The organism is Mycobacterium sp. NGS66 (assembly GCF_059812225.1).
Genome location: NZ_JCALCG010000002.1, coordinates 269870 through 292059 on the forward strand (window position 1 = coordinate 269870; position 22190 = coordinate 292059).

At 65.2% G+C, this 22190-nt stretch carries 26 protein-coding genes and 1 tRNA gene; 16 read left to right on the forward strand and 11 right to left on the reverse strand.

Going from position 1 to position 22190, the window contains the following annotated elements; genetic code table 11:
• Positions 1-50 precede the first annotated feature (50 nt).
• Positions 51-1349 carry a nicotinate phosphoribosyltransferase gene (locus AC5Y2L_RS05750; RefSeq protein ID WP_499932629.1) on the reverse strand — a complete coding sequence of 433 codons (1299 nt, stop codon included), beginning with the start codon at positions 1347-1349 and terminating at the stop codon, positions 51-53.
• A gap of 56 nt (positions 1350-1405) precedes the next feature.
• Here AC5Y2L_RS05750 and clpS point away from each other — a divergent pair, with 56 nt between their 5' ends.
• The 8 genes from clpS to rdgB all read left to right on the forward strand — a co-directional run bounded on the left by clpS (position 1406) and on the right by rdgB (position 7170).
• Positions 1406-1711 (forward strand): ATP-dependent Clp protease adapter ClpS, encoded by a 306-nt coding sequence (gene clpS, locus AC5Y2L_RS05755; protein ID WP_499932627.1) that lies wholly within the window; start codon positions 1406-1408, stop codon positions 1709-1711.
• A gap of 25 nt (positions 1712-1736) precedes the next feature.
• A complete protein-coding gene (gene aosR / locus AC5Y2L_RS05760) occupies positions 1737-2312 on the forward strand; it encodes an oxidative stress transcriptional regulator AosR (protein WP_499932625.1) in 576 nt (191 codons plus the stop codon).
• Positions 2309-3367 (forward strand): P1 family peptidase, encoded by a 1059-nt coding sequence (locus AC5Y2L_RS05765; RefSeq protein WP_499932623.1) that lies wholly within the window; start codon positions 2309-2311, stop codon positions 3365-3367. The genes aosR and AC5Y2L_RS05765 overlap by 4 nt, the downstream gene beginning before the upstream one ends.
• 36 nt (positions 3368-3403) lie before the next feature.
• Complete coding sequence (locus AC5Y2L_RS05770; RefSeq protein WP_499932621.1) at positions 3404-4066, forward strand: rhomboid family intramembrane serine protease; 663 nt, start codon at positions 3404-3406, stop codon at positions 4064-4066.
• Positions 4063-4878: a glutamate racemase gene (gene murI, locus AC5Y2L_RS05775; protein ID WP_499932619.1), complete on the forward strand. Its 816-nt coding sequence runs from the start codon at positions 4063-4065 to the stop codon at positions 4876-4878. The genes AC5Y2L_RS05770 and murI overlap by 4 nt, the downstream gene beginning before the upstream one ends.
• A gap of 72 nt (positions 4879-4950) precedes the next feature.
• Positions 4951-5727 carry a cyclic nucleotide-degrading phosphodiesterase gene (locus AC5Y2L_RS05780; protein ID WP_499932618.1) on the forward strand — a complete coding sequence of 259 codons (777 nt, stop codon included), beginning with the start codon at positions 4951-4953 and terminating at the stop codon, positions 5725-5727.
• Positions 5728-5785: 58 nt separating this feature from the next.
• The gene (rph, locus tag AC5Y2L_RS05785; RefSeq protein WP_499932616.1) at positions 5786-6565 is read left to right on the forward strand and encodes a ribonuclease PH; all 780 of its coding nucleotides are present in this window, start codon (positions 5786-5788) and stop codon (positions 6563-6565) included.
• A complete protein-coding gene (rdgB, locus tag AC5Y2L_RS05790; protein WP_499933186.1) occupies positions 6562-7170 on the forward strand; it encodes an RdgB/HAM1 family non-canonical purine NTP pyrophosphatase in 609 nt (202 codons plus the stop codon). Before rph ends, rdgB begins: the two co-directional genes overlap by 4 nt.
• A 25-nt stretch (positions 7171-7195) precedes the next feature.
• Here the strand turns inward: rdgB and AC5Y2L_RS05795 are convergent, their stop codons facing one another.
• The gene (locus AC5Y2L_RS05795) at positions 7196-7546 is read right to left on the reverse strand and encodes a DUF3817 domain-containing protein (protein WP_499932615.1); all 351 of its coding nucleotides are present in this window, start codon (positions 7544-7546) and stop codon (positions 7196-7198) included.
• Positions 7543-7935: a hypothetical protein gene (locus AC5Y2L_RS05800; RefSeq protein WP_499932614.1), complete on the reverse strand. Its 393-nt coding sequence runs from the start codon at positions 7933-7935 to the stop codon at positions 7543-7545. Before AC5Y2L_RS05800 ends, AC5Y2L_RS05795 begins: the two co-directional genes overlap by 4 nt.
• 63 nt (positions 7936-7998) lie before the next feature.
• Here AC5Y2L_RS05800 and AC5Y2L_RS05805 point away from each other — a divergent pair.
• Positions 7999-8082 (forward strand) — tRNA-Leu (locus AC5Y2L_RS05805).
• 31 nt (positions 8083-8113) lie between these two features.
• On the opposite strand, the gene AC5Y2L_RS05810 is transcribed toward AC5Y2L_RS05805, so the two are convergent.
• The 3 genes from AC5Y2L_RS05810 to AC5Y2L_RS05820 form a co-directional block, all read right to left on the reverse strand.
• Positions 8114-8263 carry a hypothetical protein gene (locus AC5Y2L_RS05810; RefSeq protein ID WP_499932612.1) on the reverse strand — a complete coding sequence of 50 codons (150 nt, stop codon included), beginning with the start codon at positions 8261-8263 and terminating at the stop codon, positions 8114-8116.
• 2 nt (positions 8264-8265) lie between these two features.
• On the reverse strand, positions 8266-8529 hold the full coding sequence (locus tag AC5Y2L_RS05815) for a hypothetical protein (RefSeq protein ID WP_499932611.1): 264 nt from the start codon (positions 8527-8529) through the stop codon (positions 8266-8268).
• Positions 8530-8825: 296 nt separating this feature from the next.
• Positions 8826-9185, reverse strand: a complete 360-nt coding sequence (locus tag AC5Y2L_RS05820) for a helix-turn-helix domain-containing protein (protein WP_499932610.1) — start codon at positions 9183-9185, stop codon at positions 8826-8828.
• A 650-nt stretch (positions 9186-9835) separates the two neighbouring features.
• On the opposite strand from AC5Y2L_RS05820, the gene AC5Y2L_RS05825 reads away from it, so the two are divergent.
• Together AC5Y2L_RS05825 and AC5Y2L_RS05830 are read left to right on the forward strand one after the other, a co-directional pair.
• On the forward strand, positions 9836-10177 hold the full coding sequence (locus AC5Y2L_RS05825; protein ID WP_499932608.1) for a hypothetical protein: 342 nt from the start codon (positions 9836-9838) through the stop codon (positions 10175-10177).
• A gap of 82 nt (positions 10178-10259) precedes the next feature.
• Positions 10260-11309, forward strand: coding sequence for a phosphotransferase family protein (locus AC5Y2L_RS05830; RefSeq protein ID WP_499933185.1), 1050 nt, complete (start codon positions 10260-10262; stop codon positions 11307-11309).
• 2 nt (positions 11310-11311) lie between these two features.
• Here AC5Y2L_RS05830 and AC5Y2L_RS05835 read toward each other — a convergent pair whose 3' ends face one another.
• Both AC5Y2L_RS05835 and AC5Y2L_RS05840 read right to left on the reverse strand, forming a co-directional pair.
• Positions 11312-14575, reverse strand: coding sequence for a helix-turn-helix transcriptional regulator (locus AC5Y2L_RS05835; RefSeq protein WP_499932606.1), 3264 nt, complete (start codon positions 14573-14575; stop codon positions 11312-11314).
• Positions 14576-14675: 100 nt separating this feature from the next.
• Entirely contained in the window at positions 14676-15848 is a 1173-nt protein-coding gene (locus AC5Y2L_RS05840; protein ID WP_499932604.1) for an acyl-CoA dehydrogenase family protein, read from the reverse strand.
• 100 nt (positions 15849-15948) lie between these two features.
• On the opposite strand from AC5Y2L_RS05840, the gene fabG reads away from it, so the two are divergent.
• The 5 genes from fabG (at position 15949) to AC5Y2L_RS05865 (ending at position 21101) form a co-directional block, all read left to right on the forward strand.
• Positions 15949-16689, forward strand: a complete 741-nt coding sequence (fabG, locus tag AC5Y2L_RS05845) for a 3-oxoacyl-ACP reductase FabG (protein ID WP_499933184.1) — start codon at positions 15949-15951, stop codon at positions 16687-16689.
• A gap of 88 nt (positions 16690-16777) precedes the next feature.
• The gene (locus AC5Y2L_RS05850) at positions 16778-17989 is read left to right on the forward strand and encodes an acetyl-CoA C-acetyltransferase (protein ID WP_499932602.1); all 1212 of its coding nucleotides are present in this window, start codon (positions 16778-16780) and stop codon (positions 17987-17989) included.
• Between the two features lie 2 nt (positions 17990-17991).
• Positions 17992-19179, forward strand: coding sequence for a CoA transferase (locus AC5Y2L_RS05855; RefSeq protein ID WP_499932600.1), 1188 nt, complete (start codon positions 17992-17994; stop codon positions 19177-19179).
• A gap of 19 nt (positions 19180-19198) precedes the next feature.
• Positions 19199-20392, forward strand: coding sequence for an acyl-CoA dehydrogenase family protein (locus tag AC5Y2L_RS05860; RefSeq protein WP_499932598.1), 1194 nt, complete (start codon positions 19199-19201; stop codon positions 20390-20392).
• Positions 20393-20396: 4 nt separating this feature from the next.
• On the forward strand, positions 20397-21101 hold the full coding sequence (locus tag AC5Y2L_RS05865; protein ID WP_499932596.1) for a GntR family transcriptional regulator: 705 nt from the start codon (positions 20397-20399) through the stop codon (positions 21099-21101).
• A gap of 4 nt (positions 21102-21105) precedes the next feature.
• Here AC5Y2L_RS05865 and AC5Y2L_RS05870 read toward each other — a convergent pair whose 3' ends face one another.
• The 3 genes from AC5Y2L_RS05870 to AC5Y2L_RS05880 form a co-directional block, all read right to left on the reverse strand.
• On the reverse strand, positions 21106-21360 hold the full coding sequence (locus AC5Y2L_RS05870) for a type II toxin-antitoxin system Phd/YefM family antitoxin (RefSeq protein WP_499932594.1): 255 nt from the start codon (positions 21358-21360) through the stop codon (positions 21106-21108).
• A gap of 82 nt (positions 21361-21442) precedes the next feature.
• Positions 21443-21865 carry a PIN domain-containing protein gene (locus AC5Y2L_RS05875; protein WP_499932593.1) on the reverse strand — a complete coding sequence of 141 codons (423 nt, stop codon included), beginning with the start codon at positions 21863-21865 and terminating at the stop codon, positions 21443-21445.
• Positions 21856-22062, reverse strand: coding sequence for a DUF2191 domain-containing protein (locus tag AC5Y2L_RS05880; RefSeq protein ID WP_499932591.1), 207 nt, complete (start codon positions 22060-22062; stop codon positions 21856-21858). The genes AC5Y2L_RS05875 and AC5Y2L_RS05880 overlap by 10 nt, the downstream gene beginning before the upstream one ends.
• Between the last annotated feature and the right edge of the window lie 128 nt (positions 22063-22190).

Genomic DNA, 22190 nt, shown 5'->3' on the forward strand with positions numbered 1-22190 from the left:
CGGGTGGTGCCCCCACCTCACGCCGCGCGGCGGCGTGCATCGTCGTCAAGCTAGGCCGTGATCGTCGTCGTCGGAACGGCCGGCTCGCCGGGTCCCAGTTTCAGCCCCTCCCAGGGCAGGCTGCGCAGTCCGGACGCCACCCGCTCCCGTGCCGCGGCCAGGTCAGGGTCGGCCACCACCTGCCCATCCCGCACCAGCGGTGTGGTCAACACCCGGCACGGCTCGGCGGTGGCGGGTCGACGGCCCGCCGGATACACGATCTCCTCGGTGATGGTGCCCGTCGGCCGGGACAACCGCAGCGCCTCCTTGCTGCCGCCCCGGGACTCCTTGTCAGCGCTGCGCTTTTGCACCGGAATGCCGTCGACCTCGACCAGCTTGTAGACCATGTTCGCGGCCGGGGCGCCGGAACCGGTGACCACCGACGTGCCGACGCCGTAACTGTCCACGGGGGCGGCTTGCAGTGCTGCGATGGAGAACTCGTCAAGGTCGCCGGACACCATGATGCGTGTCCGGTGGGCGCCCAGCCGGTCGAGCTGCTCACGCGCCTGTTTGGCCAGCACTGCCAGCTCGCCGGAATCGATGCGGATCGCACCGAGCGCGGGACCGGCCGCGGACACGGCGTTGGCCACGCCCGTCGTCACGTCATAGGTGTCCACCAGCAGCGTGGTGCCGACGCCCAGCGCCTCGACCTGGCCGCGAAACGCGGCAAGCTCGTCCGGGCCGCCAGCGGTGGTGTGCAGCATGGTGAAGGCATGCGCGGCGGTGCCCTCGGCGGGTATTCCGTAACGCCGCTGGGCCTCGAGGTTGGACGAAGCGGTGAAGCCGGCGAGGTAGGCCGCCCGGGCCGCCGCCACCGCGGCGCGCTCATGGGTTCGCCGCGATCCCATCTCGATCAGCGGACGTTCGGCCGCGGCGCTGACCATGCGGGCGGCCGCCGAGGCGACCGCGGCGTCGTGATTGAAGATCGACAGCACCAGCGTTTCGAGCACCACACACTCGGCGAAACTGCCGCGCACCGACAGGATGGGCGAGCCGGGGAAGTACAACTCGCCTTCGGCGTAGCCGTCGATGTCGCCGCCGAACCGGAACTCACGCAGATAGCCCACGGTGCCGGCGTCGAGGAACTGCGCCAGTAATTGACAGGCCTCGTCGTCGAACCTGAACTGCGGCAAGGCTTCCAGCAGTCGGCCGGTCCCGGCGACCACCCCGTACCGACGGCCCGCGGGCAGCCGACGGGCGAATACTTCGAACGTGGCCCGGCGATTGGCGCTGCCGTCCTGCAGCGCCGCGGCCAGCATGGTCAGCTCGTACTTGTCGGTCAGCAGGCCCGCCGATGTCGGCTCGTTCACACCGCAACGCTATCTGCTGGCGTCGTGGCGGGCGGCGCCTCGGTATCCTGGGGCCCATGGTTGCTATGTCAGCGCCCACCAAACCGGGCACTACTGGGCAACGCGAGTCCGCACCGGTAGACGTCACGGACAGTCCATGGGTCACCATCGTGTGGGACGACCCGGTCAACCTGATGACCTATGTGACGTATGTGTTCCAGAAGTTGTTCGGCTACAGCGAGCCGCAGGCCACCAAGCTGATGCTGCAGGTGCACAACGAAGGCAAGGCCGTGGTGTCTTCGGGGAGTCGGGAGTCCATGGAAGTCGACGTGTCCAAACTGCATGCCGCCGGTTTGTGGGCGACGATGCAGCAGGACGGGTGAGAATCAAGGACATCCGGGATTCCTTGTGCGCAAATGGAAGCGCGTCGAGACCGTCAACGGTCCCCGGTTTCGGTCCGCCCTGGCCGCGCACGAGGCGGCGCTGCTCAAGAACCTCGTCACCGCGTTGATCGAATTACTCGATCAACGTGAATCATCTTCGCCGCCAGACGAATTGCAGGAGATCACCGGTATCAAGACCGGAAACACCGAGCCGCCACCCGACCCGATGCTGCGCCGGCTGCTGCCGGATTTCCACAAGCCGGATGGGGCCGGCGAGCCCGATGCCTCCGACAGCCTAAACGCCGCACTGCGCAGTTTGCACGAGCCGGAGATCATCGACGCCAAACGACATGCGGCACAACATTTGTTGGACACCGTGCCGGAAAACGGCGGCCGGTTGGAGCTCACCGAGGACGACGCGAACGCCTGGATCGCGGCGGTCAACGATCTGCGATTGACGCTGGGCGTGCTGCTCGACATCGGACCGGAGGGGCCCGAACGCCTGCCGGCCGACCATCCGCTGGCTGCACACCTCGACGTCTACCAATGGCTGACCGTGTTGCAGGAGTACCTGGTGCTGGCGCTGATGGGATCCCGATGAATTCCATCACCGACGTCGGGGGTATCCAGGTCGGGCATTACCAGCGGGTGGACCCAGACGCATCGCTCGGGGCGGGCTGGGCCTGCGGGGTGACTGTCGTGCTGACGCCGCCCGGCACCGTCGGCGCGGTGGATTGCCGGGGCGGCGCGCCGGGCACTCGGGAAACCGATCTGCTGGACCCGGCCAACACAGTGCGCTTCGTCGACGCAGTGCTGCTTGCCGGCGGCAGCGCCTACGGCCTGGCGGCGGCCGACGGCGTGATGCGCTGGCTCGAGGAACACCAGCGCGGCGTGGCGATGGGTGGGGGCTCGGCAGGGGGTGTGGTGCCCATCGTGCCGGGTGCGGTGATCTTCGACCTGCCAGTCGGCGGTTGGGACTGTCGTCCGACGGCCGAATTCGGCTACGCTGCCGCGCAGGCAGCCGATGCCGGCGTGGCCATCGGCACCGTAGGCGCCGGGGTAGGTGCACGTGCCGGCGTGCTCAAGGGCGGTGTGGGGACCGCCTCGATGATGCTGGGCTTGGGCGTGACCGTCGGCGCGATCGTCGTCGCGAACGCCGCAGGCGACGTGGCCGACCGGACCACCGGCCTGCCTTGGATGGCAGATCTGGTCGACGAGTTCGGGCTGACGCCGCCGCCGGCGGACCAGATCGCGGCGTTCGCCGAGCTGCCTTCGCCGATGAGCACCCTCAACACCACCATCGCGGTGGTCGCGACCGACGCCGCCCTAAGCCCGGCGGCCTGCCGGCGCGTCGCGATCGCTGCCCATGACGGCCTGGCCCGGACCATCCGGCCGGCGCACACCCCGCTGGATGGTGACGCCGTGTTCGCGCTGGCGACCGGCGCGGTGGAGGTGCCCACGGCTGCCGATACTCCCGCCGCGCTGTCTCCGGAGACCGGGCTGGTTACCGCGGTAGGCGCCGCCGCGGCCGACTGCTTGGCGCGTGCGGTGCTGGCCGGTGTGCTGGCCGCCGAATCGGTGGCCGGAATACCGACCTACCGCGGCGTGTTGCCCGGGGCATTTGGGACCTCCGCCGGGCGTCGCGTACACCGGTAGCCTGGATGACGCCGAGAACGCTCTGAAAGGGCAGCTATGGGCATAACGCGCCGGGACCGTCTGCCCGCCAAGCAGGAGCAGAAACGGCCGCACTGGGTGGTAGGCGGAGCCACCATCGTCACCTTCGTGGCGTTGCTGTATCTCGTCGAGTTGATCGACAACCTGATGCATCACTCGCTGGACGTCAACGGCATCAGACCCGGAACGACGGACGGCTTATGGGGCATCATCTTCGCGCCGCTGCTGCACGCCAACTGGGCGCATCTGATGGCCAACACCGTCCCCATGCTGGTGCTCGGTTTCCTGATGACACTTGCGGGATTGTCGCGGTTCGTCTGGGCCACGGCGATCGTGTGGATCCTCGGTGGTTTCGGCACCTGGCTGATCGGCAACGTCGGCAGCAGCTGCGGCCCAACCGATCACATCGGCGCGTCCGGCCTGATCTTCGGTTGGCTGGCTTTCCTACTCGTGTTCGGACTGTTCGTGCGCAAGCTCTCACACATCGTCATCGGCCTGGTGGTGCTGTTCGCCTACGGCGGGGTTCTGCTCGGCGCGATGCCGGTGCTGGGGCAATGCGGTGGCGTGTCCTGGCAGGGCCATCTGTGTGGGGCGATCGCGGGCGTCGTGGCGGCATATCTGTTGTCGGCTCCGGAGCGTAAGGCGCGCGCACTGAAGAAGGCCGGTCGTTCCAGGACATGAACTCGGCATTGGCACCCGTCGGAATCTTTGACTCCGGCGTCGGCGGACTGACGGTCGCACGGGCGATCATCGACCAGCTGCCCGACGAGGACATCGTCTACGTCGGCGACACCGGCAACGGGCCGTACGGGCCGCTGTCCATCCCGGAGATCCGCGCGCATGCGCTGGCCATCGGCGACGACTTGGTGAGCCGCGGCGTCAAGGTGCTGGTGATCGCATGCAACTCGGCGTCGTCCGCGTGCCTGCGGGACGCTCGTGAACGCTACGACGTGCCCGTCGTCGAGGTGATCCTGCCCGCGGTGCGCCGCGCGGTTGCCGCCACTCGCAACGGACGCATCGGCGTGATCGGCACCCAGGCGACCATCAGCTCGCACGCCTACCAGGATGCGTTCGCCGCGGCACGCGACACCGAGATCACCGCTGTGGCGTGCCCACGATTCGTCGACTTCGTCGAGCGCGGCGTGACCAGCGGCCGGCAGGTACTCGGTCTGGCCGAGGGCTATCTGGAGCCGCTGCAGCGAGCCGAGGTCGACACCCTGGTGCTGGGTTGCACTCATTACCCGCTGCTGTCCGGGCTGATTCAACTGGCGATGGGCGAAAACGTCACGCTGGTTTCCAGCGCCGAGGAGACCGCCAAGGAGGTTCTACGAGTGCTGTCCGAAGAGGAACTGCTGCGTCCGCACGACGCGCCGCCTGCCACGCGAGTGTTCGAAGCCACCGGCGACCCGGAGGCGTTCACCAAGCTGGCGGCCCGGTTCCTGGGTCCTGCGGTCACGGGGGTTCAACCTGTTCATCACTCACGCATCAGCTGAGCGTCAGCGAAGAGATTCTGACCACCGAATGGGCAAGCTTTTCTCCATCCGAGTATCAGGCATGGCACAGTAGTGTCCGTGCGAATAACCGTGCTGGGCTGCTCGGGTAGCGTCGTCGGTCCGGATTCGCCTGCGTCGGGCTATCTGGTTAGGGCACCGGACACCCCGCCCTTTGTCCTCGACTTCGGCGGGGGCGTCCTCGGCGCGCTGCAGCGCTACACCGATCCCGGTTCGGTGCATGTGCTGTTGTCTCACCTGCACGCCGACCACTGTTTGGATATGCCCGGTTTGTTTGTGTGGCGTCGCTATCACCCGTCCAAGCCGGGCGGCAAGGCGCTGTTATACGGACCGAGTGACACCTGGTCGCGGCTGGGGGCGGCGTCGTCACCCTACGGCGGCGAGATCGACGACTGTTCGGACATCTTCGAGATTCACCACTGGGTGGACGGCGAGCCGGTGACCCTCGGTGCGTTGACCGTGATGCCGCGGGTGGTGGCGCACCCGACCGAGTCGTACGGCTTGCGGATCACCGATCCCAGCGGCGCCTCGCTGGTTTACAGCGGCGACACCGGCGCCTGCCAGCAGATCGTCGAATTGGCCCGTGGCGCAGACGTTTTTCTCTGTGAGGCGTCTTGGACGCACGCACCGAACGAGCGCCCACCCGCACTGCATCTGTCGGGCACCGAGGCGGGCCGGGCCGCGGCCGAGGCGGGTGTGGGCGAGCTGCTGTTGACGCACATCCCGCCGTGGACCTCGCGGGAGGACGTGATCAGCGAGGCCAAGGCCGAGTTCGATGGTCCGGTGCACGCGGTGGTGTGCGGAGAGACGTTTGATATCCCTCGGGTGTGAAATCCTCGCGGGTTCGCGCCCTTAAGAACGGGTCCCTTCGACAGCTAGGGTTGGCGTCGTGTCCAAACGAGAAGACGGGCGGCGTGACGACGAGCTTCGCCCGGTGGTCATCACCCGTGGTTTCACCGACCATCCGGCGGGTTCGGTACTGATCGAATTTGGTCACACCAAAGTCATGTGCACCGCCAGCGTCACCGAGGGAGTACCGCGGTGGCGCAAGGGATCGGGACTGGGTTGGCTCACCGCGGAGTACGCGATGTTGCCGTCGGCCACGCACACTCGCTCGGACCGCGAATCGGTCAAGGGCCGCGTCAGTGGGCGTACCCAGGAAATCAGCCGGCTGGTCGGGCGGTCGTTGCGCGCATGCATCGACCTGGCGGCGCTGGGGGAGAACACCATTGCCGTCGACTGCGACGTGCTGCAGGCCGACGGCGGCACTCGGACCGCGGCGATCACCGGTGCCTACGTGGCGTTGGCCGACGCGGTGACCTACCTTTCGGCGGCCGGCAAACTCTCGGATCCCCGGCCGCTGTCGTGTGCCATCGCGGCGGTCAGCGTCGGTGTGGTCGACGGTCGGATTCGCGTCGACCTGCCCTATGAAGAGGACGCGCGCGCCGAGGTCGACATGAACGTCGTCGCCACCGATACCGGAACCCTGGTCGAGGTCCAGGGCACCGGTGAAGGTGCGACATTTCCGCGTTCGACTTTGGACAAGATGCTCGACATGGCGCTGGGCGCCTGCGATCAGTTGTTTGCCGCTCAGAGTGCGGCCTTGGAGCAGCCGTATCCGGGCGTGCTGCCGGAGGGGCCACCACCGCCGAAGGCGTTCGGGACCTGACCCGCCTACTGGTCGCCAGCCGCAACGTCAAGAAGCTTGCCGAGTTGCGGCGGGTCCTCGATAGCGCGGGACTATCGGGGTTGACGCTGGTCTCGCTGCGCGATGTGCCGCCCTACGACGAGGCGCCGGAAACGGGCGCCACCTTCGAGGACAACGCGCTGGCCAAGGCGCGCGATGGGTTTGCCGCGACGGGTCTGCCGACGGTGGCCGACGACTCCGGTTTGGCGGTGGCCGCTTTGAACGGCATGCCGGGCGTCTTGTCGGCGCGCTGGTCCGGTCGTCACGGCGACGATGCGGGGAATACGTCGCTGCTGCTGGCCCAGCTGCAGGACGTGCCCGACGAGCGTCGCGGAGCGGCGTTCGTTTCGGCTTGCGCGCTGGTCTGGGCGTCCGGCGAAGTGGTGGTGCGCGGGGATTGGCCGGGGACGATCGCCCGGCAGGCTCGCGGCGAGGGGGGCTTCGGCTATGACCCCATCTTCATCCCGGACGGATACGACCGGACGGCGGCGCAGCTCAGTCCTTCCGAGAAGGACGCGATATCGCATCGGGGACGCGCTTTGGCGCAGTTGGTGCCCTCGCTGCGGGCCTTGGCCGGGCGATCGTGAGCGTGCGGCCAGCTTCACACTCTCGTTAAAGTCCGAAGCGGGCCTTGACGTTCCTGGTTTGGAAGTGCTCGACGATAATGCCCAACAGCGGAATGGTGCCGGCGAGCAACACGCCGACGGTCTTGCCGATCGGCCATCTGACCCTGATCGCGAGATTGAAGGCGGCCAGCACATAGGCGAAATACACCCAGCCATGCACGATTTCGATCCACTGGATTTCATGGCCGAAAACCAGGTGCGAGACGATCTCGTAGCACAGCGCGATCAGCCAGATACCCGTCGTCCACGCCATGATCCGGTAGCCGAGCAGCGCGGTGCGTATCTTGTCGGCGGGGAAGGCGGGCGCGTGCGTTTCGGGCGTCTCGGGTGTGGTCATGCGGTGGTCCTGTTCTGCTTTTCGGCGTCGTGTTTGGCGAGTGCGGCCAAGTAGGCGTTGTACTCCCGCAGTGCGGGATCGTCGATCGGTTCCTGCGTCGGCTTTGGACGTTCGGGTAGCAGGCCGGCGGGTATCTCGGTCATCGCGTCATTTTTGCGTGGCTCCGGAGCGACCTCTTCATAGCGCACGAACTTGCGGTAGGCATACACGCAAAACCACGCGAACAGCGGCCATTGCAGCGCGTAGCCGAGGTTCTGGAAGGTGCCCCCGGCCGATTGGAACCTGGTCCACTGCCACCAGCCCAAGGCCAGGCAGCCGCAGGCCGCGACGATCACCAAAATGATCAGCGCGGGTCGGCGACGGCGCTTCCGATGAGCCACGGTGGACACCCCACGACGGTACCGCCTAGCAGAGATCGTCCGGTGAGGCGAGCGGTACGATCGGCAACGCTGGCGGGCGTGATGAAATTGGCAAACATGATGGCTTTAGGTGCCATTGCTCGTAAGAGCTTGAGGGTTCGAGTCCCTCCGCCCGCACCGACGTTTGCGCAGCTCAGATCATGCGCTACTAGGATTCGGCGAGTTCCTTGACCCGTGGATCGACCTCGCGACCCGTCTTTTCGCTAGCAGCTACCGCCGCCTGCGCGGCGGCTTTGCGCACGTCGAGGCTACGTTGCTCATTTTGGTTGCGGTCTGTTGTCGCCCGCTCCGTCGCCATCGCTATCCTCTCCCGGTGTCGCCCAGTGCCACGTGCTCCGCGATCACCTGAACGATATCGGAATCATCTCTAGTCGCTAGTTTAGAACGCACCAGCTTAGAGAGCATTTTCCAGCCGAGTTCGGCTTCGTCATACTCAGTGGTAAATGTGCGCTCGAAGGCCCATTGCGTGCGCTTCCACCACTCACTGCGTCTGTCGGCCCGGTTCTTCTGTTGCCAAGTAACGATGACGCCGATGGCTGCGAGGCCACCGACGATCAGCGTCACCCATGCTTGCGCTGGCATGCCTCACTATCGCAGACCAGGTGCCATTGGCTCAGCAACCGCCCACGTGAGCACATTTTGAGCACAATTTTTCGAGAGTTACAGATAACTCAGCTGAACCGTGTCATACCATAATTGCTGCTCAAGGCCGGTTTAGCGCCCTGAGCAGGATAGCTGATGAGGGTTCGAGTCCCTCCGCCCGCACCGACGCCAAACGCTGATGCAGCAAGAGTTAACAGTAACGCCGAATGTTGGGAATTCTTCGACGTGTCACTGAGACCGCAGTCAGCTTGATCTCGTCAGGCAGCCTGAGCTCGCCGCGCGCGGGGCTCAGCCGGCGCCGGGGGAGCCCCCCACGACGGCAGGGCAGCCACGTACGCTTCCAGATCCGCGGACGTAAATCTCAGCTTCCGCCCGTCTTTAACGGCGGTGATCTTCCCGCGGCGCGTCAACTCTTGGAGATGCCCCGTCGACATGCCCAGCGCTGTTGCTGCCTGCTGCTTGGTGTAGAGGAACTGCTTAGGCCGTTGTTCGGCCGATGCAGCTCGGGCTTTTGCGGCGGCCCTCGACTCGGCCGCCTTCACCGCGAACACGATCCCCGCGAGAATGAGGATCGAAACGACAAATACAACGACGAGAAACAGGGCTGCCGTATCCATGGCGTCACTCCCAAAACAGTACGGCGGGAAATTACGTCAACCGGGTGCTGAAATTGCCCGCACAGTAGCGCACCGCACAGCACCGTATCAGGCAGGAAACTTGCGCACGGCACGACGCGCCGAGTGGTATCGGCTATGCGGTTTGGTGGATGGGCAAATTCCGCAGACGCCTCTTCTGCTATGGCGATATTTGCGGCCACGGAGAACGAACTTAAGATGTGAAGTGGCAGAAGCCATCCGCGCAATCCAAAACGTTTGGGCTGAGGAGGTTCGACTCCTCTCACGCGCGCCGTAGCGTGAGGGCCCACCTGTGTCGAAGGACGCGTAATCGGTCGGAGGACAATGCGTTCGAATGCTTACGGGCGCCGACGAATTCCGCGTGCTCGATTCCGCATAACCACAAGAAATCTCGCGAGCTCAAACAGCATGGGTGAAATGATGACAGTTGCAAACGGACGCAACCCGTACCCACACGGTCCCCGCCGCAACATCTGCGTAACGACTGAGCGACAATTTAAAACCCTCTGAGGGCACCGGCGCAAAACGCGCCCGTGAGCCCGCCCAACTGCACCGATGTGATGACGCGGCCCCGGCTGACGAAGTACTTTCAACAGCAAACGACTGATCGCTGCTGAGTAGGGGGACAAGCAATGGCGAGCATCGCCCTTCGAACCGCCGCGCTCGCGCCGTTGTTCATCGCGACGGCCTTCATTGCCCCACCGCTGGCAGGTGCGACACCGTCGGCGCCCTGCGAGAGAAGCTCGGTGGGCACGGTCGTCCCGGAGGCCGCCGGCTATTCGCTGTGTACCGGAGCGGGATGGGTGCATGTCAACGCGCCACTCAAGCCGCACGGTGAGTGCGCCCGGCTGGCGACCATCGGCCCCCACGACGACGGGACCTACACGATTTGCACGAACCAGGGCTGGGTCGACGTGAACCGGCCGCTGTGCGGTGACTTCCCCGCCGGATTTAACTGCGACGCCAAGCACTAAGCCATTCCCGTATGCCTTACAGTTGACCAGTCAGTCGGACCTCGTAGTCCGTTCTACGCTGGGAGGCTACGTGGCCATAACGATGGCGATTCCCCGGTACCCGGCCGATGTCACGCCCGGGTGGCTGTCGGCGGCACTCGGTGTAGATGTGTCCGACGTCGACGTCGTCGCCATCGGTACCGGGCAGACCGGGGCGACGTACCGCGTATCGGCCGAATATGCCGGGGATCCAGGTGACCTGCCGCCTACCTTCGTGATCAAGCTGCCGGCCCAGGACGACACCGTGCGCGACCGGGTGGTCATCGGGTATCGCAGCGAATGCGCCTTCTACAGCACCGCGGCCGACCGCGTGCAGGTGCCGACGCCGCAGTGTTACTACTGCCGGATCAGCGAGGACGCATCCGAATTCGCCTTGCTGCTGGCCGATCAGGCGCCCGCGGTGCAAGGCGATCAGATCGCGGGCTGCGGCGAGCAGGAGGCAAGGCTGGCGGTCACGGCGTTGGCCGGATTGCATGGTCCCAGCTGGTGCGATCCGTTCTGGCTGGATTTGCCCGGTATCGCATTTCCCCGCCCGGACGAGGCTGCGGCCGGCGGTCTCGGGGAGGTGGCGAAGATGAGCGCCGACATCACGCTGGACAAGCTCGGTGACCGGATGAGCGCTCAAGATCGCGAAACATTCGCCACAGCAATGGGTTTGGTGACGCCATGGCTGCTTGCCGCGCCGGACAGGTTCGCCCTACTGCATGGTGACTATCGTCTGGACAACCTGCTGTTCGACCCGGAACGCACCCGCGTTGCCGTGGTCGACTGGCAGACGCTTGGTACCGGCCTGCCTGCGCGGGACCTGGCCTACTTCACGGCGACCAGCCTGAACTCGAAACTGCGCCTGACGATCGAAGAAGACCTCGTTAACGCCTATCACGAAGCGCTGATCGGCTACGGCGTCACGGGCTATGACCGTGAAACGTGTTGGCGCGATTACCGGCTCGGGATGCCGCAGACCGTCCTGATCTCGGCGCTGGGTTTCGCCTTCGCCACGGCCACCGAACGCGGCGACGACATGGTGCTGACCATGCTGAGCCGGGGTTGCCAGGCGATCCGCGATCTGGGGACGCTGGAGCTCATCGGCTGAGGTCAAACGTGGCGGGTTGCTTCCTGGACCAACTGCATGCGTGAGGTGAGACCAAGTTTCGCGTAGACGTGCGTCAGATGGGTCTGCACGGTGCGCGGGGAGATGAACAGCCGACCGCCAATGTCTCTGTTGCCGAGTCCCTCGCTGACTAGGCGGACGACGTCGAGTTCGGTGGGCGTCAACGAGTCCCAGCCAGTGGGCGGGCGCTTGCGTGCACCGCGGCCGCGTTGTGCGTAGGCGATGGCCTCGTCGGTGGACAGGGCCACGCCCGCGTTCCACGCTGTCTCAAACTCAATCTCTCCCAAAGCGTTACGAACACGGGCAACCGAATCCTCATAGCCGGCGTCGTAGACCTTGAATCGGACTATGCCGGTGCGCTCGCGAACTGACTGCGCCGCTCCGAATAGCCGTGCCGCCTCCAAGTGGTTGCCTGCGTCACCGGCCAGACCGCCGAGGATCTCCGGTAGGTCCGGGACAAAGAGGTGTGTCCCGATCTCGGCAGCGCGTGTCAGCGCTTCATGCGCGTCGCGTTCTGCTTGCCCGATCTCGTTCTGCGCCAGAGCTACTCGCGACCGGGTCAGCTGCGCCTGCACCGTGAACCAGCCCGTCGCGGCGGCCACATCCTGATCCGCCAGGCGACGCGCTGACGTCAGATCGCCACGGGCGAGGGCGACCTGTGCCGCAGGCTTGGCCGAGGTGGTGGCCAGCATGGGCCCGAAGTCGGCCAATCGTTCGCGCGCCGTTTCGCTGGCTTTCACGGCAGCGTCGACATCTCCGCCGGCCAGCTCGGCGAAAGCCAGCCCCGCGTACACCGTGCCTTCCATATACTGGCCGATCTCCGCGGCGTCGCGGACTGCTTCGAGGGCAATCGTGCGTCCCGCATCTGCCTGTCCCTGGTGGGCCAGGACTAGGGACAATGCGGATCGGGTGCTGACCTGCCAGATCAGCGTGTGCGCCGCGTCCTCCTCGGCGAGCAATTCGCGACCCTGCGCCTCGGCCGCTGCAAGATCTCCCGTCACCCACCGCGCTCCCACCAGACACCAGCGGCACCCCCACCCGAATAGCCGATCACCGATCTCCTCGGCGAGCTCGCGGCCCTCCTTTCCGGCGGCAATCACGGTATCGAGGTCTCCGGCGCCGACCCATGCGGAAAATGCTTGGGTATAAAGGACTTGGCTCAGCCTCCACCGGTCGCCTAAAGCGCGGGCCAACTCAACCGCCTCCGATAAGTAGGGGCGAGCGACTTTGGCGTCCCATCCGGCGACCCGACCGCAAGTGGTGAGTACCCGTGCCAGCAGTGCGGGATCATCAACCTCGCGTGCGATTGCTAGCGCACGTTGTGCGCGCGGCAAGCTTTCCCGCGAACGCATATTGTCCACGAATGCCTTGTCGGCCAATGCCTGTGCCAGCGCTGCCGGCGTCACATCGGCGCCCCCGCTTTCGGCGTCGGCCAGAGCGAGGTCGAGCCAGTCCGATCCTTCCTTGAGGAGGCCGCGCGTCAGCCACAGCCGCAGCGAAGCGGCGAGCCGCAATGCTTTGTCGGTGTCATGGTTTTCGCGACTCCACGCGAACGCGGCGCGCAGATTGTCGATTTCGGTCTCCGCTTGGTCGAGCAGCAGCCCCATGTCGCTGTTCGACGGCGAGTCCAGCGCCGCTGCCATCGCGGTGTAGTAATCGCGATGTCGGTCCCGGACGGCCACAGCTTCAGCCGATTCACCGAGCTTCTCTTGCGCATACTGTCGAATGGTTTCCAGCAGCTGGTATCGCGTTGTGCCGCTGGTTGTTTCGGCCACCACCAACGATTTGTCGACGAGCAAGGCGAGTAGGTCCAGCACCTGGTGGCGCGCTAAGTCGTGGTCGCAGACCACCGTTTGACCGGCTTCCAGATCGAAGCCGCCGGCGAACACCGCCAGTCGGCGAAACAGCAACCGCTCGGGTTCCGTCAGCAACGCATGCGACCAATCGACCGAAGCCTGCAGTGTCTGCTGACGGCGCACCGCGGTCCGCGATCCGCCGGTCAACAATCGGAACCGGTCCTGCAAGCCCGCCAGAATCTCCTGCGGTGACAATGCCCGCACCCGTGCCGCCGCCAACTCGATTGCCAGCGGCATCCCGTCAAGCCGCCGGCAGATCTCGTCTACCGCGGCAACGTTGTCGTCATCGATAGTGAAGCCCGGCCGGGCGTGGCCGGCTCGGTCCCCGAAAAGACGCATGGCGTCGCCGGCCAGCGACAGCGACGGCACCCGCCACGTCACCTCCCCGGCCACGCCGATGGGCTCGCGACTGGTCGTCAGCAGCGTCAGCCGCGGACATCCGCCCAACAGCGCCGCGGTCACCTCGGCGCTGGCATCCAGCAGATGCTCACAATTGTCCAGCACCACCAGCATTTGGCGCGCTCCGATGAACTGAAGCAGGGCTTTCTCCGGAGAACGTCCCGGCTGATCCGGCAGACCGAGCGACCGGGCCACCGTCACCGCGACCAGCTCCGGATCGACGATCGGAGCCAGATCGACGTACCACGCTCCGTCCGAGTACCTTTCGGCGACGGCTGCCGCGACCTGCACCGCCAGGCGGGTCTTGCCGACGCCGCCGGCTCCAGTCAGCGTCACCAGCCGGTGATCTGCAAGCAGGACGCGTACTTCGGCCATTTCGCCGTCGCGGCCTACGAAACTGGTGAGCTGGGCGGGAAGATGTTGTGCCGCTGAGGCTTCCGGGCTTTCGTGCAGCCTAAGAGGTGGGAAAACGTTGCACAGGTCGGAATGGCACAGCTGCACAACGCGTTCTGGGCGGGGCAGATCCCGCAGCTGATGGGTGCCCAGGTCGGTCAGCCATGTGTCGTCGGGCAGCGTGTCGGCAACCAAATCACTTGTGGTGCCGGTGAGTACGGTCTGACCGCCATGGGCGAGTTCGCGTATGCGTGCGGTTCGGTTGATGGCCGGTCCGATGTAGTTGTTCTCATCGCGCAGCTGGACTTCGCCGGTGTGCAGGCCAATCCGCAAGCGCAACGGCGCCAACGGCGCTCGCTGCAAGGCCAGCGCACACGCTACCGCGTCGGAGGCCCGGCTGAACGCGATGACGAAGCTATCGCCTTCACCCTGCTCGACCGGCCGGACCCCATGGTGGGCACCTACCAACTCCGCCAATGTCCGATCAAGGGTCGCGATCGCCGCGGTCATGTCGTCGGGCTGCGAGTTCCACAACTGCGTCGAGCCCTGAACGTCGGCCAATAGCAACGTCACGGTCCCGGTTGGCAGGGGCTCGTTCATCGCCGCGTCGCTCTAGTCCAAGGCCCGTCGGTCGATTTCGCTCATGTTAGCCAGCATCCGGCAGCACCACCGGGAAAACATCAGCGCTTGCGCGTATATCTCAGCCCCGCGCCGCTTTGATCAGGTTGGAGCCGATGATCAGACGCTGTATCTCGCTGGTGCCCTCGTACAGCCGCAGCAGCCGAACGTCGCGGTAGATGCGCTCGACAGGAACCCCGCGCATGTATCCACTTCCGCCGTGGATCTGCACCGCAAGATCTGCCACCTTGCCGGCCATCTCGGTGCAGAAGAGCTTGGCCGCCGACGGCGCGATCCTGCGATCCTCGCCGGTGACCCACTTCCGCGCCACGTCGCGTACCAGCGCGCGCCCGGCCAGCACGCCGGTTTGCTGGTCAGCCAGCATGGCCTGCACCAGCTGAAAGCTTCCGATCGGCGAACCACCTTGGGTCGCGGTGGCGGCCCAGGTCACCGACTCGTCGAGTGCGCGCTGGGCGGCGCCCACCGCGATCGCGGCGATGTGGATCCGGCCGCGCGCCAACGCCGTCATCGCCGCTCGGTAACCGATGTCTTCGCTGCCGCCCACCAGCCCGTCGTCACCAACCCGGACGTCGTCGAAGCTGACGTCGGCGGTCCACGCGCCCTCTTGGCCCATCTTGACGTCCTTAACGGCGACCGAGACGCCCTCGGCGTCGGCGGGAACCAGGAAGACCGCGATACCGGGACCCTGGGCGTCGGCGGGCCGGGTTCGAGCAAAGACCACGAACAGCCCCGCGACGGGCGCGTTGGTGATGAAGCGCTTCTGCCCGGATATCACCCAATCCTGTTGGTCACGAACGGCTTTGGTTCGCAAGCCGGCCGGGTTCGACCCGGCGCCGGGCTCGGTCAGCGCGAAGGAGGCGACGACGTCACCGGAGGCGATGCGCTCCAGCCAGCGGCCCTTCTGCTCGTCGGTGCCGAACCCCACCAGGACCTGACCGGCGATCCCGTTGTTGGTACCGAACATCGAGCGCAACGCCAGGGAGGTGTAGCCCAGCTCCATCGCGAGCTCGACGTCCTGCACGAGATTCAGGCCGAGGCCGCCCCACCGCTGTGGAATCGCGTAGCCGAACAAGCCCATCTGCTTGGCGTGGTCACGCAAGTCGTCGGGCACCCGGTCGTCGGCCAGGATCTCCTGCTCACGCGGGACCACGACGTCGCGGACGAAGTGACGAGTTTGGCCCAGGATCTGCTGGAAGTCTTCATCGGAGACTTCTGTGCTTTCGGCTGTGGTCATTGCAGATGCTTCCTCTTCGGCAGGCGCTTGCCGCCCAGGATCCTATATGAAATATGATTTTCGTTCGACGGTGCTGTCGCGAGGAAAGGTACGTACCCAGATGTCGTTATTGAGCGGTCAGACCGCGGTGGTAACCGGAGGCGCGCAAGGCCTCGGTTACGCCATTGCCGAGCGGTTCATTGCCGAGGGCGCCCGGGTAGTGCTCGGAGACGTGAACGCGGAGGCGACCGAGGCCGCCGCCAAACGACTCGGCGGTGACGACGTTGCCGTGGCCGTGCGTTGCGATGTCACCAAGGCCGACGAGGTCGATGCCTTGATCAAGACCGCCATCGAGCGTTTCGGCGGGCTGGACATCATGGTCAACAACGCCGGGATCACCCGCGACGCGACGATGCGCAAGATGACCGAAGAACAGTTCGACCAAGTCATCGCCGTGCACCTGAAAGGGACGTGGAACGGCACTCGGCTGGCCGCGGCCGTCATGCGCGAACAGAAGCGTGGCGCGATCGTGAACATGTCGTCGGTATCGGGCAAGGTCGGCATGGTCGGCCAGACCAACTATTCGGCCGCCAAAGCCGGCATCGTCGGGATGACCAAGGCGGCCGCCAAAGAGCTTGCATACCTGGGCGTACGGGTGAATGCCATTGCGCCCGGCCTCATCCGTTCGGCGATGACCGAAGCGATGCCGCAACGGATTTGGGACTCCAAGGTCGCCGAGGTACCGATGGGCCGTGCCGGTGAGCCCAGCGAAGTCGCAAGCGTCGCTTTGTTTTTGGCGTCCGACCTGTCGTCCTACATGACTGGCACCGTGATGGACGTCACCGGCGGCAGGCACATATGACAGGTAGCGCGAGCAGACGCAAAAGCACCCAATTCGCGCCGATTTGGGGTGCTTTTGCGTCTGCTCGCCAATCAAAACAGGAGCCGACATGCGTGAAGCTGTGATATGTGAGCCGGTGCGAACACCGATCGGACGCTACGGCGGAATGTTCAAGTCGCAGAGCGCCGTCGACCTCGGTGTCGCCGTCTTGCGCGGGCTCTTAGAGCGAACCGGCCTGGCGCCCGACGCGGTGCACGACGTGATTCTCGGCCACTGCTATCCGAGCAGTGAGGCACCGGCGATCGGTCGCGTGGTCGCGCTGGACGCCGGAATGCCGGTGACGGTTCCGGGAATGCAGGTCGACCGCCGGTGCGGGTCGGGTCTGCAGGCGGTGATCCAAGCCTGCCTGCAGGTGGGCAACGGTGATCAGGACCTGGTCATCGCCGGCGGGTGCGAAAGCATGAGCAACGTCGCATTCTATTCCACCGACATGCGTTGGGGCGGTGCACGTTCCGGTGTCCGCGTGCATGACGGGCTGGCGCGCGGGCGAGTCACGGCCGGCGGTCGCAACTACCCCGTGCCCGGCGGAATGCTGGAAACGGCCGAGAACTTGCGGCGCAAATACGGTATTTCACGACAAGAGCAAGACGAACTTGCGGTCCGCTCGCATCAGCGCGCGGTCGCAGCCCAAAAAGACGGCATCCTGGCCCAGGAAATCATTCCGGTCACCGTGCCTACCAAGCAGGGCGAGGAGTTGGTCGACACCGACGAACATCCGCGTGCCGACACCTCGGTGGAGTCGCTGAGCAAGCTCAAACCCGTTCTGTTGGACCAAGATCCGGAAGCGACGGTCACCGCGGGCAATGCCAGCGGGCAGAACGACGCGGCGTCGATGTGCGTGGTGACCACGCCGGAAAAGGCCGGCGAATACGGGCTGCGGCCGCTGGTCCGGCTGGTGTCCTGGGGTTCGGCGGGTGTGGCGCCCAACATCATGGGCATCGGCCCCGTGCCCGCCACCGAGGCTGCGCTGGCCAAGGCGGGATTGCGGCTCAACGACATTGACCTCATCGAGCTCAACGAAGCCTTCGCCGCTCAAGCGCTCGCGGTGATGCGGGTATGGAATTTCGGCGCCGCCGACCACGAACGGACCAACGTGCACGGCTCGGGAATCTCCCTCGGGCATCCGGTGGGTGCGACCGGCGGCAGAATGCTGGCGACGTTGGCGCGTGAGCTCGATCGCCGCCAGGCCCGATACGGGTTGGAAACCATGTGCATCGGCGGCGGTCAGGGTCTCGCCGCGATCTTCGAACGGGTTTCATAGCGATGTACGCGCTGGCGGGCGTCACCGTCGTCGAGGTATCCAGCTTCGTCGCCGCACCCCTGTGCGGCATGACGCTGAGCCAACTCGGCGCAGAGGTGATCCGCATCGACCCGATCGGGGGCGCCTCCGATGTGCAGCGATGGCCGTTGTCGGCAAACGGCACATCGATCTACTGGACCGGCCTGAACAAGGGGAAGCGTTCAGCCACCATCAATCTGCGCGCGCCGGAGGGGCAAGAGCTGGTGCAGCGGCTGATCCTCGAGGGCGACGGCATCGTCGTCACCAATGCCGTCCTGCCGTGGCTGAGCCATGATCTGTTGACCGCCAAGCGATCCGACGTCATCCATGTCCAGTTGCTGGGTCGCGGCGATGGTTCTACCGGCGTGGACTACACCGTCAACGCTGGCATCGGCTATCCGTTGGTCACCGGTCCGGCCACGCACGCCGGTCCGATCAACCATGTCTTGCCGGCGTGGGACGTGTGCTGCGGCTTGTATGCGGCACTGGCCGTGGTCGCCGCCGTCCACCGCCGCGCCCAGACCGGGACCGGTGCCCGCATCAGCCTGGCTCTGGAGGACGTGGCGCTGGCCACGGCGGGAAACCTGGGTCTGCTGACCGAACCTCAAGTGAACGGCACCCAACGCGAACGGCTGGGTAATTCCATCTACGGCCAGTACGGCCAGGACTTCACCAGTCGGGACGGAGTCGCGTTCATGGTTGTCACGTTGACCCGCAGGCACTTTCAAGACCTGGTCGACACGACGGGGACCGGGGAGGCGGTGTCGGCCCTTGCCGCAGCGCTCGGTGCAGACTTCGGTGCCGAAGGTGAGCGCTATCGCTACCGCGACGTGCTCTCCGCGTTATTCGCGACCTGGTTCGCCGAACACACGGCGCAGGAGATCAGCGCGACGTTGTCGAAGACCACGGTGCTTTTCGAGCGGTATCGCACTTTCGCTCAGGTTGTGCAAGACCCGCGGGTCACCGACAACCCACTTTTCTCCCGGCTGGACCAACCCGGCATTGGCGAGTATCTGGCGCCGGGGATGCCGATCGCGTTCGACGGTGTTCACGCCGCCGGTTCGCCCGCACCGGCGTTGGGACAGGACACCGCCGAGGTGCTGACCGAACGCCTGGGGTTGACGGCGGCGGACATTGCGCGCTTGACGAGCGCGGAAACGATCGCCCGCTGAGCCGGAGGAGGGACAGCACATGACCAGACTTGCCCAGACACTCGGCCTGACCGACTTTCAGACCGAGATCATCACCACGGTAAGGCAATTCGTCGACAAGGAGATCATTCCCAACGCGCCGGAACTCGAGCGGAACGACGCCTACCCGCAGGACATCGTGGACCAGATGCGCGAAATGGGCCTGTTCGGGCTGATGATCCCACCAGAGTACGGCGGTCTGGGGGAGTCGCTTTTGACCTATGCGCTGTGCGTCGAAGAGTTGGCGCGCGGGTGGATGAGCATCTCGGGGGTGATCAACACCCATTTCATCGTGGCCTACATGCTGCGTCAGCACGGCACCGACGAGCAGAAGCAGCGCCTGCTGCCGCGGATGTCGACCGGCGAATGCCGCGGGGCATTTTCCATGTCCGAGCCGGAGTTGGGTTCGGACGTCGCAGCGATCCGGACCCGGGCGCAACGGAATCCCGACGGCACGTACACCATCGACGGCCAGAAGATGTGGCTGACCAACGGCGGTAGTTCGACGTTGGTGGCCGTGCTGGTGCGCACCGACGAAGGAGCAGACAAACCGCACCGCAACCTCACCGCATTCCTCGTCGAAAAGCCAACGGGCTTTGGAGAAGTGGCGCCGGGTCTGCTGATCCCCGGCAAGATCGACAAGCTGGGCTACAAGGGGATCGACACCACCGAGCTCATCTTCGATGGCTACCAGGCCAGCGCCGAAGACATCCTGGGTGGCGTTCCGGGTCGGGGCTTTTTCCAGATGATGGACGGCATCGAGGTTGGGCGGGTCAACGTATCGGCCCGCGCCTGTGGTATCGGCATTCGCGCTTTCGAGCTCGCGGTGCGCTACGCCCAGCAGCGGCACACTTTCGGCAAGCCGATCGCCGAGCATCAGGCCATCGCATTCCAGCTGGCCGAAATGGCCACCAAAGTCGAAGCGGCGCATCTGATGATGGTGAACGCGGCGCGGCTGAAGGACTCCGGCGAACGCAATGATTTGGCGGCCGGCATGGCGAAATACCTTGCCAGCGAATACTGTTCCGAAGTCACCCAGCAGAGCTTCCGCATTCACGGAGGCTATGGCTACTCCAAGGAGTACGAGATCGAGCGGCTGATGCGCGACGCGCCTTTCCTGCTCATCGGCGAGGGAACCAGCGAGATCCAGAAGTCCATCATCAGCAAGCGGCTGCTCGCCGAGTATCGGGTGTGACGCGATGACTGTTCCGGATTTCGCTGCGCGGCCCCAACTCTCGGAGGACGTGGCACGGTTTGTCCGCAACCGAGTCTTCGACGGCACCTATGCCGCAGGTCAATACATCCGATTGGACCAACTGGCCGCGGAGCTCGGCATCAGCGTCACACCGGTACGCGAAGCATTGTTCGCGCTGCGGGCCGAAGGCTTGATCGACCAGCAGCCGCACCGGGGCTTTGTCGTATTGCCGGTCACCCAGCAAGATCTCGCCGACGTGGCCAACGTGCAGGCTCATGTCGGCGGCGAGCTCGCCGCGCGGGCCGCCGTCAACATCACCGACCAACAACTGCGCGACCTCAAACAGATCCAGGCACAGCTGGAGGACGCCTATGCCGGCGAGGACGACGAGCGGACGGTTCGGCTCAACCACGAGTTTCACCGGGCTATCAACGTCGCCGCAGATTCGCCCAAACTTGCCCAGCTGATGTCCCAAATCACCCGCTACGCACCCGAATCCGTTTTCCCGGCGATCGAGGGCTGGCCTGACCAGTCAATCAAGGACCATCGGCGGGTGTTGGCCGCGCTGGAAAAACACGACGGCAAGCTGGCGCGGGCCGCGATGTCGGAACATCTTGCCGCCGGAGCGGTTCCGCTGATCGATCACCTCACTGCGCGCGGCGTGGTTTCCGAGTCGAGTAGGGGCACGAACGCCGACGTTTCCAGATAGCCGATCACCGACGCTGGTCGCCGACAAGGTCGCTGACCGTGCCGCCGGCGGCCAACGGGCGGCCTGCGGGCCGTTTGCGTGTTCGTGCGCGCTGGATACGGCCTTCCACACGGAGCTGCTCCAGCTTCGTAGGCCGTTGTACCGGCACAATGCGCGCGATCGGACGTCCATGATCGGTCACCGTCAACGTCCGCCCTTCACGCACCTCCGCCAGGTGACGGCTCAACTGGTCCCGCAGCTCCCGAACGCCCACCTCCATACCGCACTCCGCACCTTGATGGCTGTTTACTTCAGCGAAATTATAGTCACATATGCGTGAAGTCGTGAGGGCCCTCGCTGTGCTAGAGGGCGCCTCGCGGCATAACCCACTGGTGCTGGAAAACCAATACCGTTGCCGCGATGTCGAAGTCAGCATCGTAGTGAACGACGGTGAGGTTGTGCGCTGCGGCAAGGGCCGCAGTAAGCAGGTCGGTGATGCCAACCGACGGGTGCATCCCGATTCGAGCGAGGTCGCGCTGAGCGCCAAGTGCAGTGTGCCAGTGCTCGTCTTCGGTAGGAAGGTATTCGTAGGTATCGCGACGAACAGCCCAGCGTTGTTCGTATTCGACTGGTGTGCGAGCACTGTAGAGCGCCTCGGCATCCAGTCCTGCGGTGGTGCCGACCAGGCCAGCTGCAATGAGCGGCGCGATTCGTTGGGAGACTCCCGGATGCTGCATCCTCGCCGCGGCGCTAGTGTCGACAAGGTAGCTGGCAACTAGCGCCATACACGCTTGCGTTGCTCGGGGTCAGCCAATTCTGCCAACCCGCCCGACCGCAGCCAGTCGATCTCGCGTGCTCGCGCGGCCATAACAGCCGCCTGTTGGAGGGCGGCTCGAACGGTATCCGAAACCCCTGTCGTGTTGAGTTCGCGTTGGGCGGCCGCGAGGAGTTCGTCATCAATGTCAATGAGGCGCTTGGTCATGCCGGTCCCGTCCTATATATATGAGTAGCCATCACAGTATATACGCAAATGTGTTGCCAGGTGTCAACAGCATTCACCCTGTTCAGACGCCAGGAACGGCCGTCTCGTTCCCGATTTCGGTGTGCAAG

What these genes read in the sequence shown, in the direction of transcription:
- AC5Y2L_RS05765 (WP_499932623.1), top strand. Translation starts at nt 2,309, where the DNA reads ATGAATTCCATCACCGACGTCGGGGGTATCCAGGTCGGGCATTACCAG.
- AC5Y2L_RS05770 (WP_499932621.1), top strand. Translation starts at nt 3,404, where the DNA reads ATGGGCATAACGCGCCGGGACCGTCTGCCCGCCAAGCAGGAGCAGAAA.
- AC5Y2L_RS05865 (WP_499932596.1), top strand. Translation starts at nt 20,397, where the DNA reads ATGACTGTTCCGGATTTCGCTGCGCGGCCCCAACTCTCGGAGGACGTG.
- murI (WP_499932619.1), top strand. Translation starts at nt 4,063, where the DNA reads ATGAACTCGGCATTGGCACCCGTCGGAATCTTTGACTCCGGCGTCGGC.
- clpS (WP_499932627.1), top strand. Translation starts at nt 1,406, where the DNA reads ATGGTTGCTATGTCAGCGCCCACCAAACCGGGCACTACTGGGCAACGC.
- AC5Y2L_RS05830 (WP_499933185.1), top strand. Translation starts at nt 10,260, where the DNA reads ATGGCGATTCCCCGGTACCCGGCCGATGTCACGCCCGGGTGGCTGTCG.
- AC5Y2L_RS05880 (WP_499932591.1), bottom strand. Translation starts at nt 22,062, where the DNA reads ATGACCAAGCGCCTCATTGACATTGATGACGAACTCCTCGCGGCCGCC.
- AC5Y2L_RS05810 (WP_499932612.1), bottom strand. Translation starts at nt 8,263, where the DNA reads ATGGCGACGGAGCGGGCGACAACAGACCGCAACCAAAATGAGCAACGT.
- AC5Y2L_RS05875 (WP_499932593.1), bottom strand. Translation starts at nt 21,865, where the DNA reads ATGGCGCTAGTTGCCAGCTACCTTGTCGACACTAGCGCCGCGGCGAGG.
- AC5Y2L_RS05820 (WP_499932610.1), bottom strand. Translation starts at nt 9,185, where the DNA reads ATGGATACGGCAGCCCTGTTTCTCGTCGTTGTATTTGTCGTTTCGATC.
- AC5Y2L_RS05855 (WP_499932600.1), top strand. Translation starts at nt 17,992, where the DNA reads ATGTACGCGCTGGCGGGCGTCACCGTCGTCGAGGTATCCAGCTTCGTC.
- AC5Y2L_RS05850 (WP_499932602.1), top strand. Translation starts at nt 16,778, where the DNA reads ATGCGTGAAGCTGTGATATGTGAGCCGGTGCGAACACCGATCGGACGC.
- AC5Y2L_RS05870 (WP_499932594.1), bottom strand. Translation starts at nt 21,360, where the DNA reads ATGGAGGTGGGCGTTCGGGAGCTGCGGGACCAGTTGAGCCGTCACCTG.
- AC5Y2L_RS05860 (WP_499932598.1), top strand. Translation starts at nt 19,199, where the DNA reads ATGACCAGACTTGCCCAGACACTCGGCCTGACCGACTTTCAGACCGAG.
- AC5Y2L_RS05825 (WP_499932608.1), top strand. Translation starts at nt 9,836, where the DNA reads ATGGCGAGCATCGCCCTTCGAACCGCCGCGCTCGCGCCGTTGTTCATC.
- AC5Y2L_RS05795 (WP_499932615.1), bottom strand. Translation starts at nt 7,546, where the DNA reads ATGACCACACCCGAGACGCCCGAAACGCACGCGCCCGCCTTCCCCGCC.
- fabG (WP_499933184.1), top strand. Translation starts at nt 15,949, where the DNA reads ATGTCGTTATTGAGCGGTCAGACCGCGGTGGTAACCGGAGGCGCGCAA.
- AC5Y2L_RS05840 (WP_499932604.1), bottom strand. Translation starts at nt 15,848, where the DNA reads ATGACCACAGCCGAAAGCACAGAAGTCTCCGATGAAGACTTCCAGCAG.
- AC5Y2L_RS05835 (WP_499932606.1), bottom strand. Translation starts at nt 14,575, where the DNA reads ATGAACGAGCCCCTGCCAACCGGGACCGTGACGTTGCTATTGGCCGAC.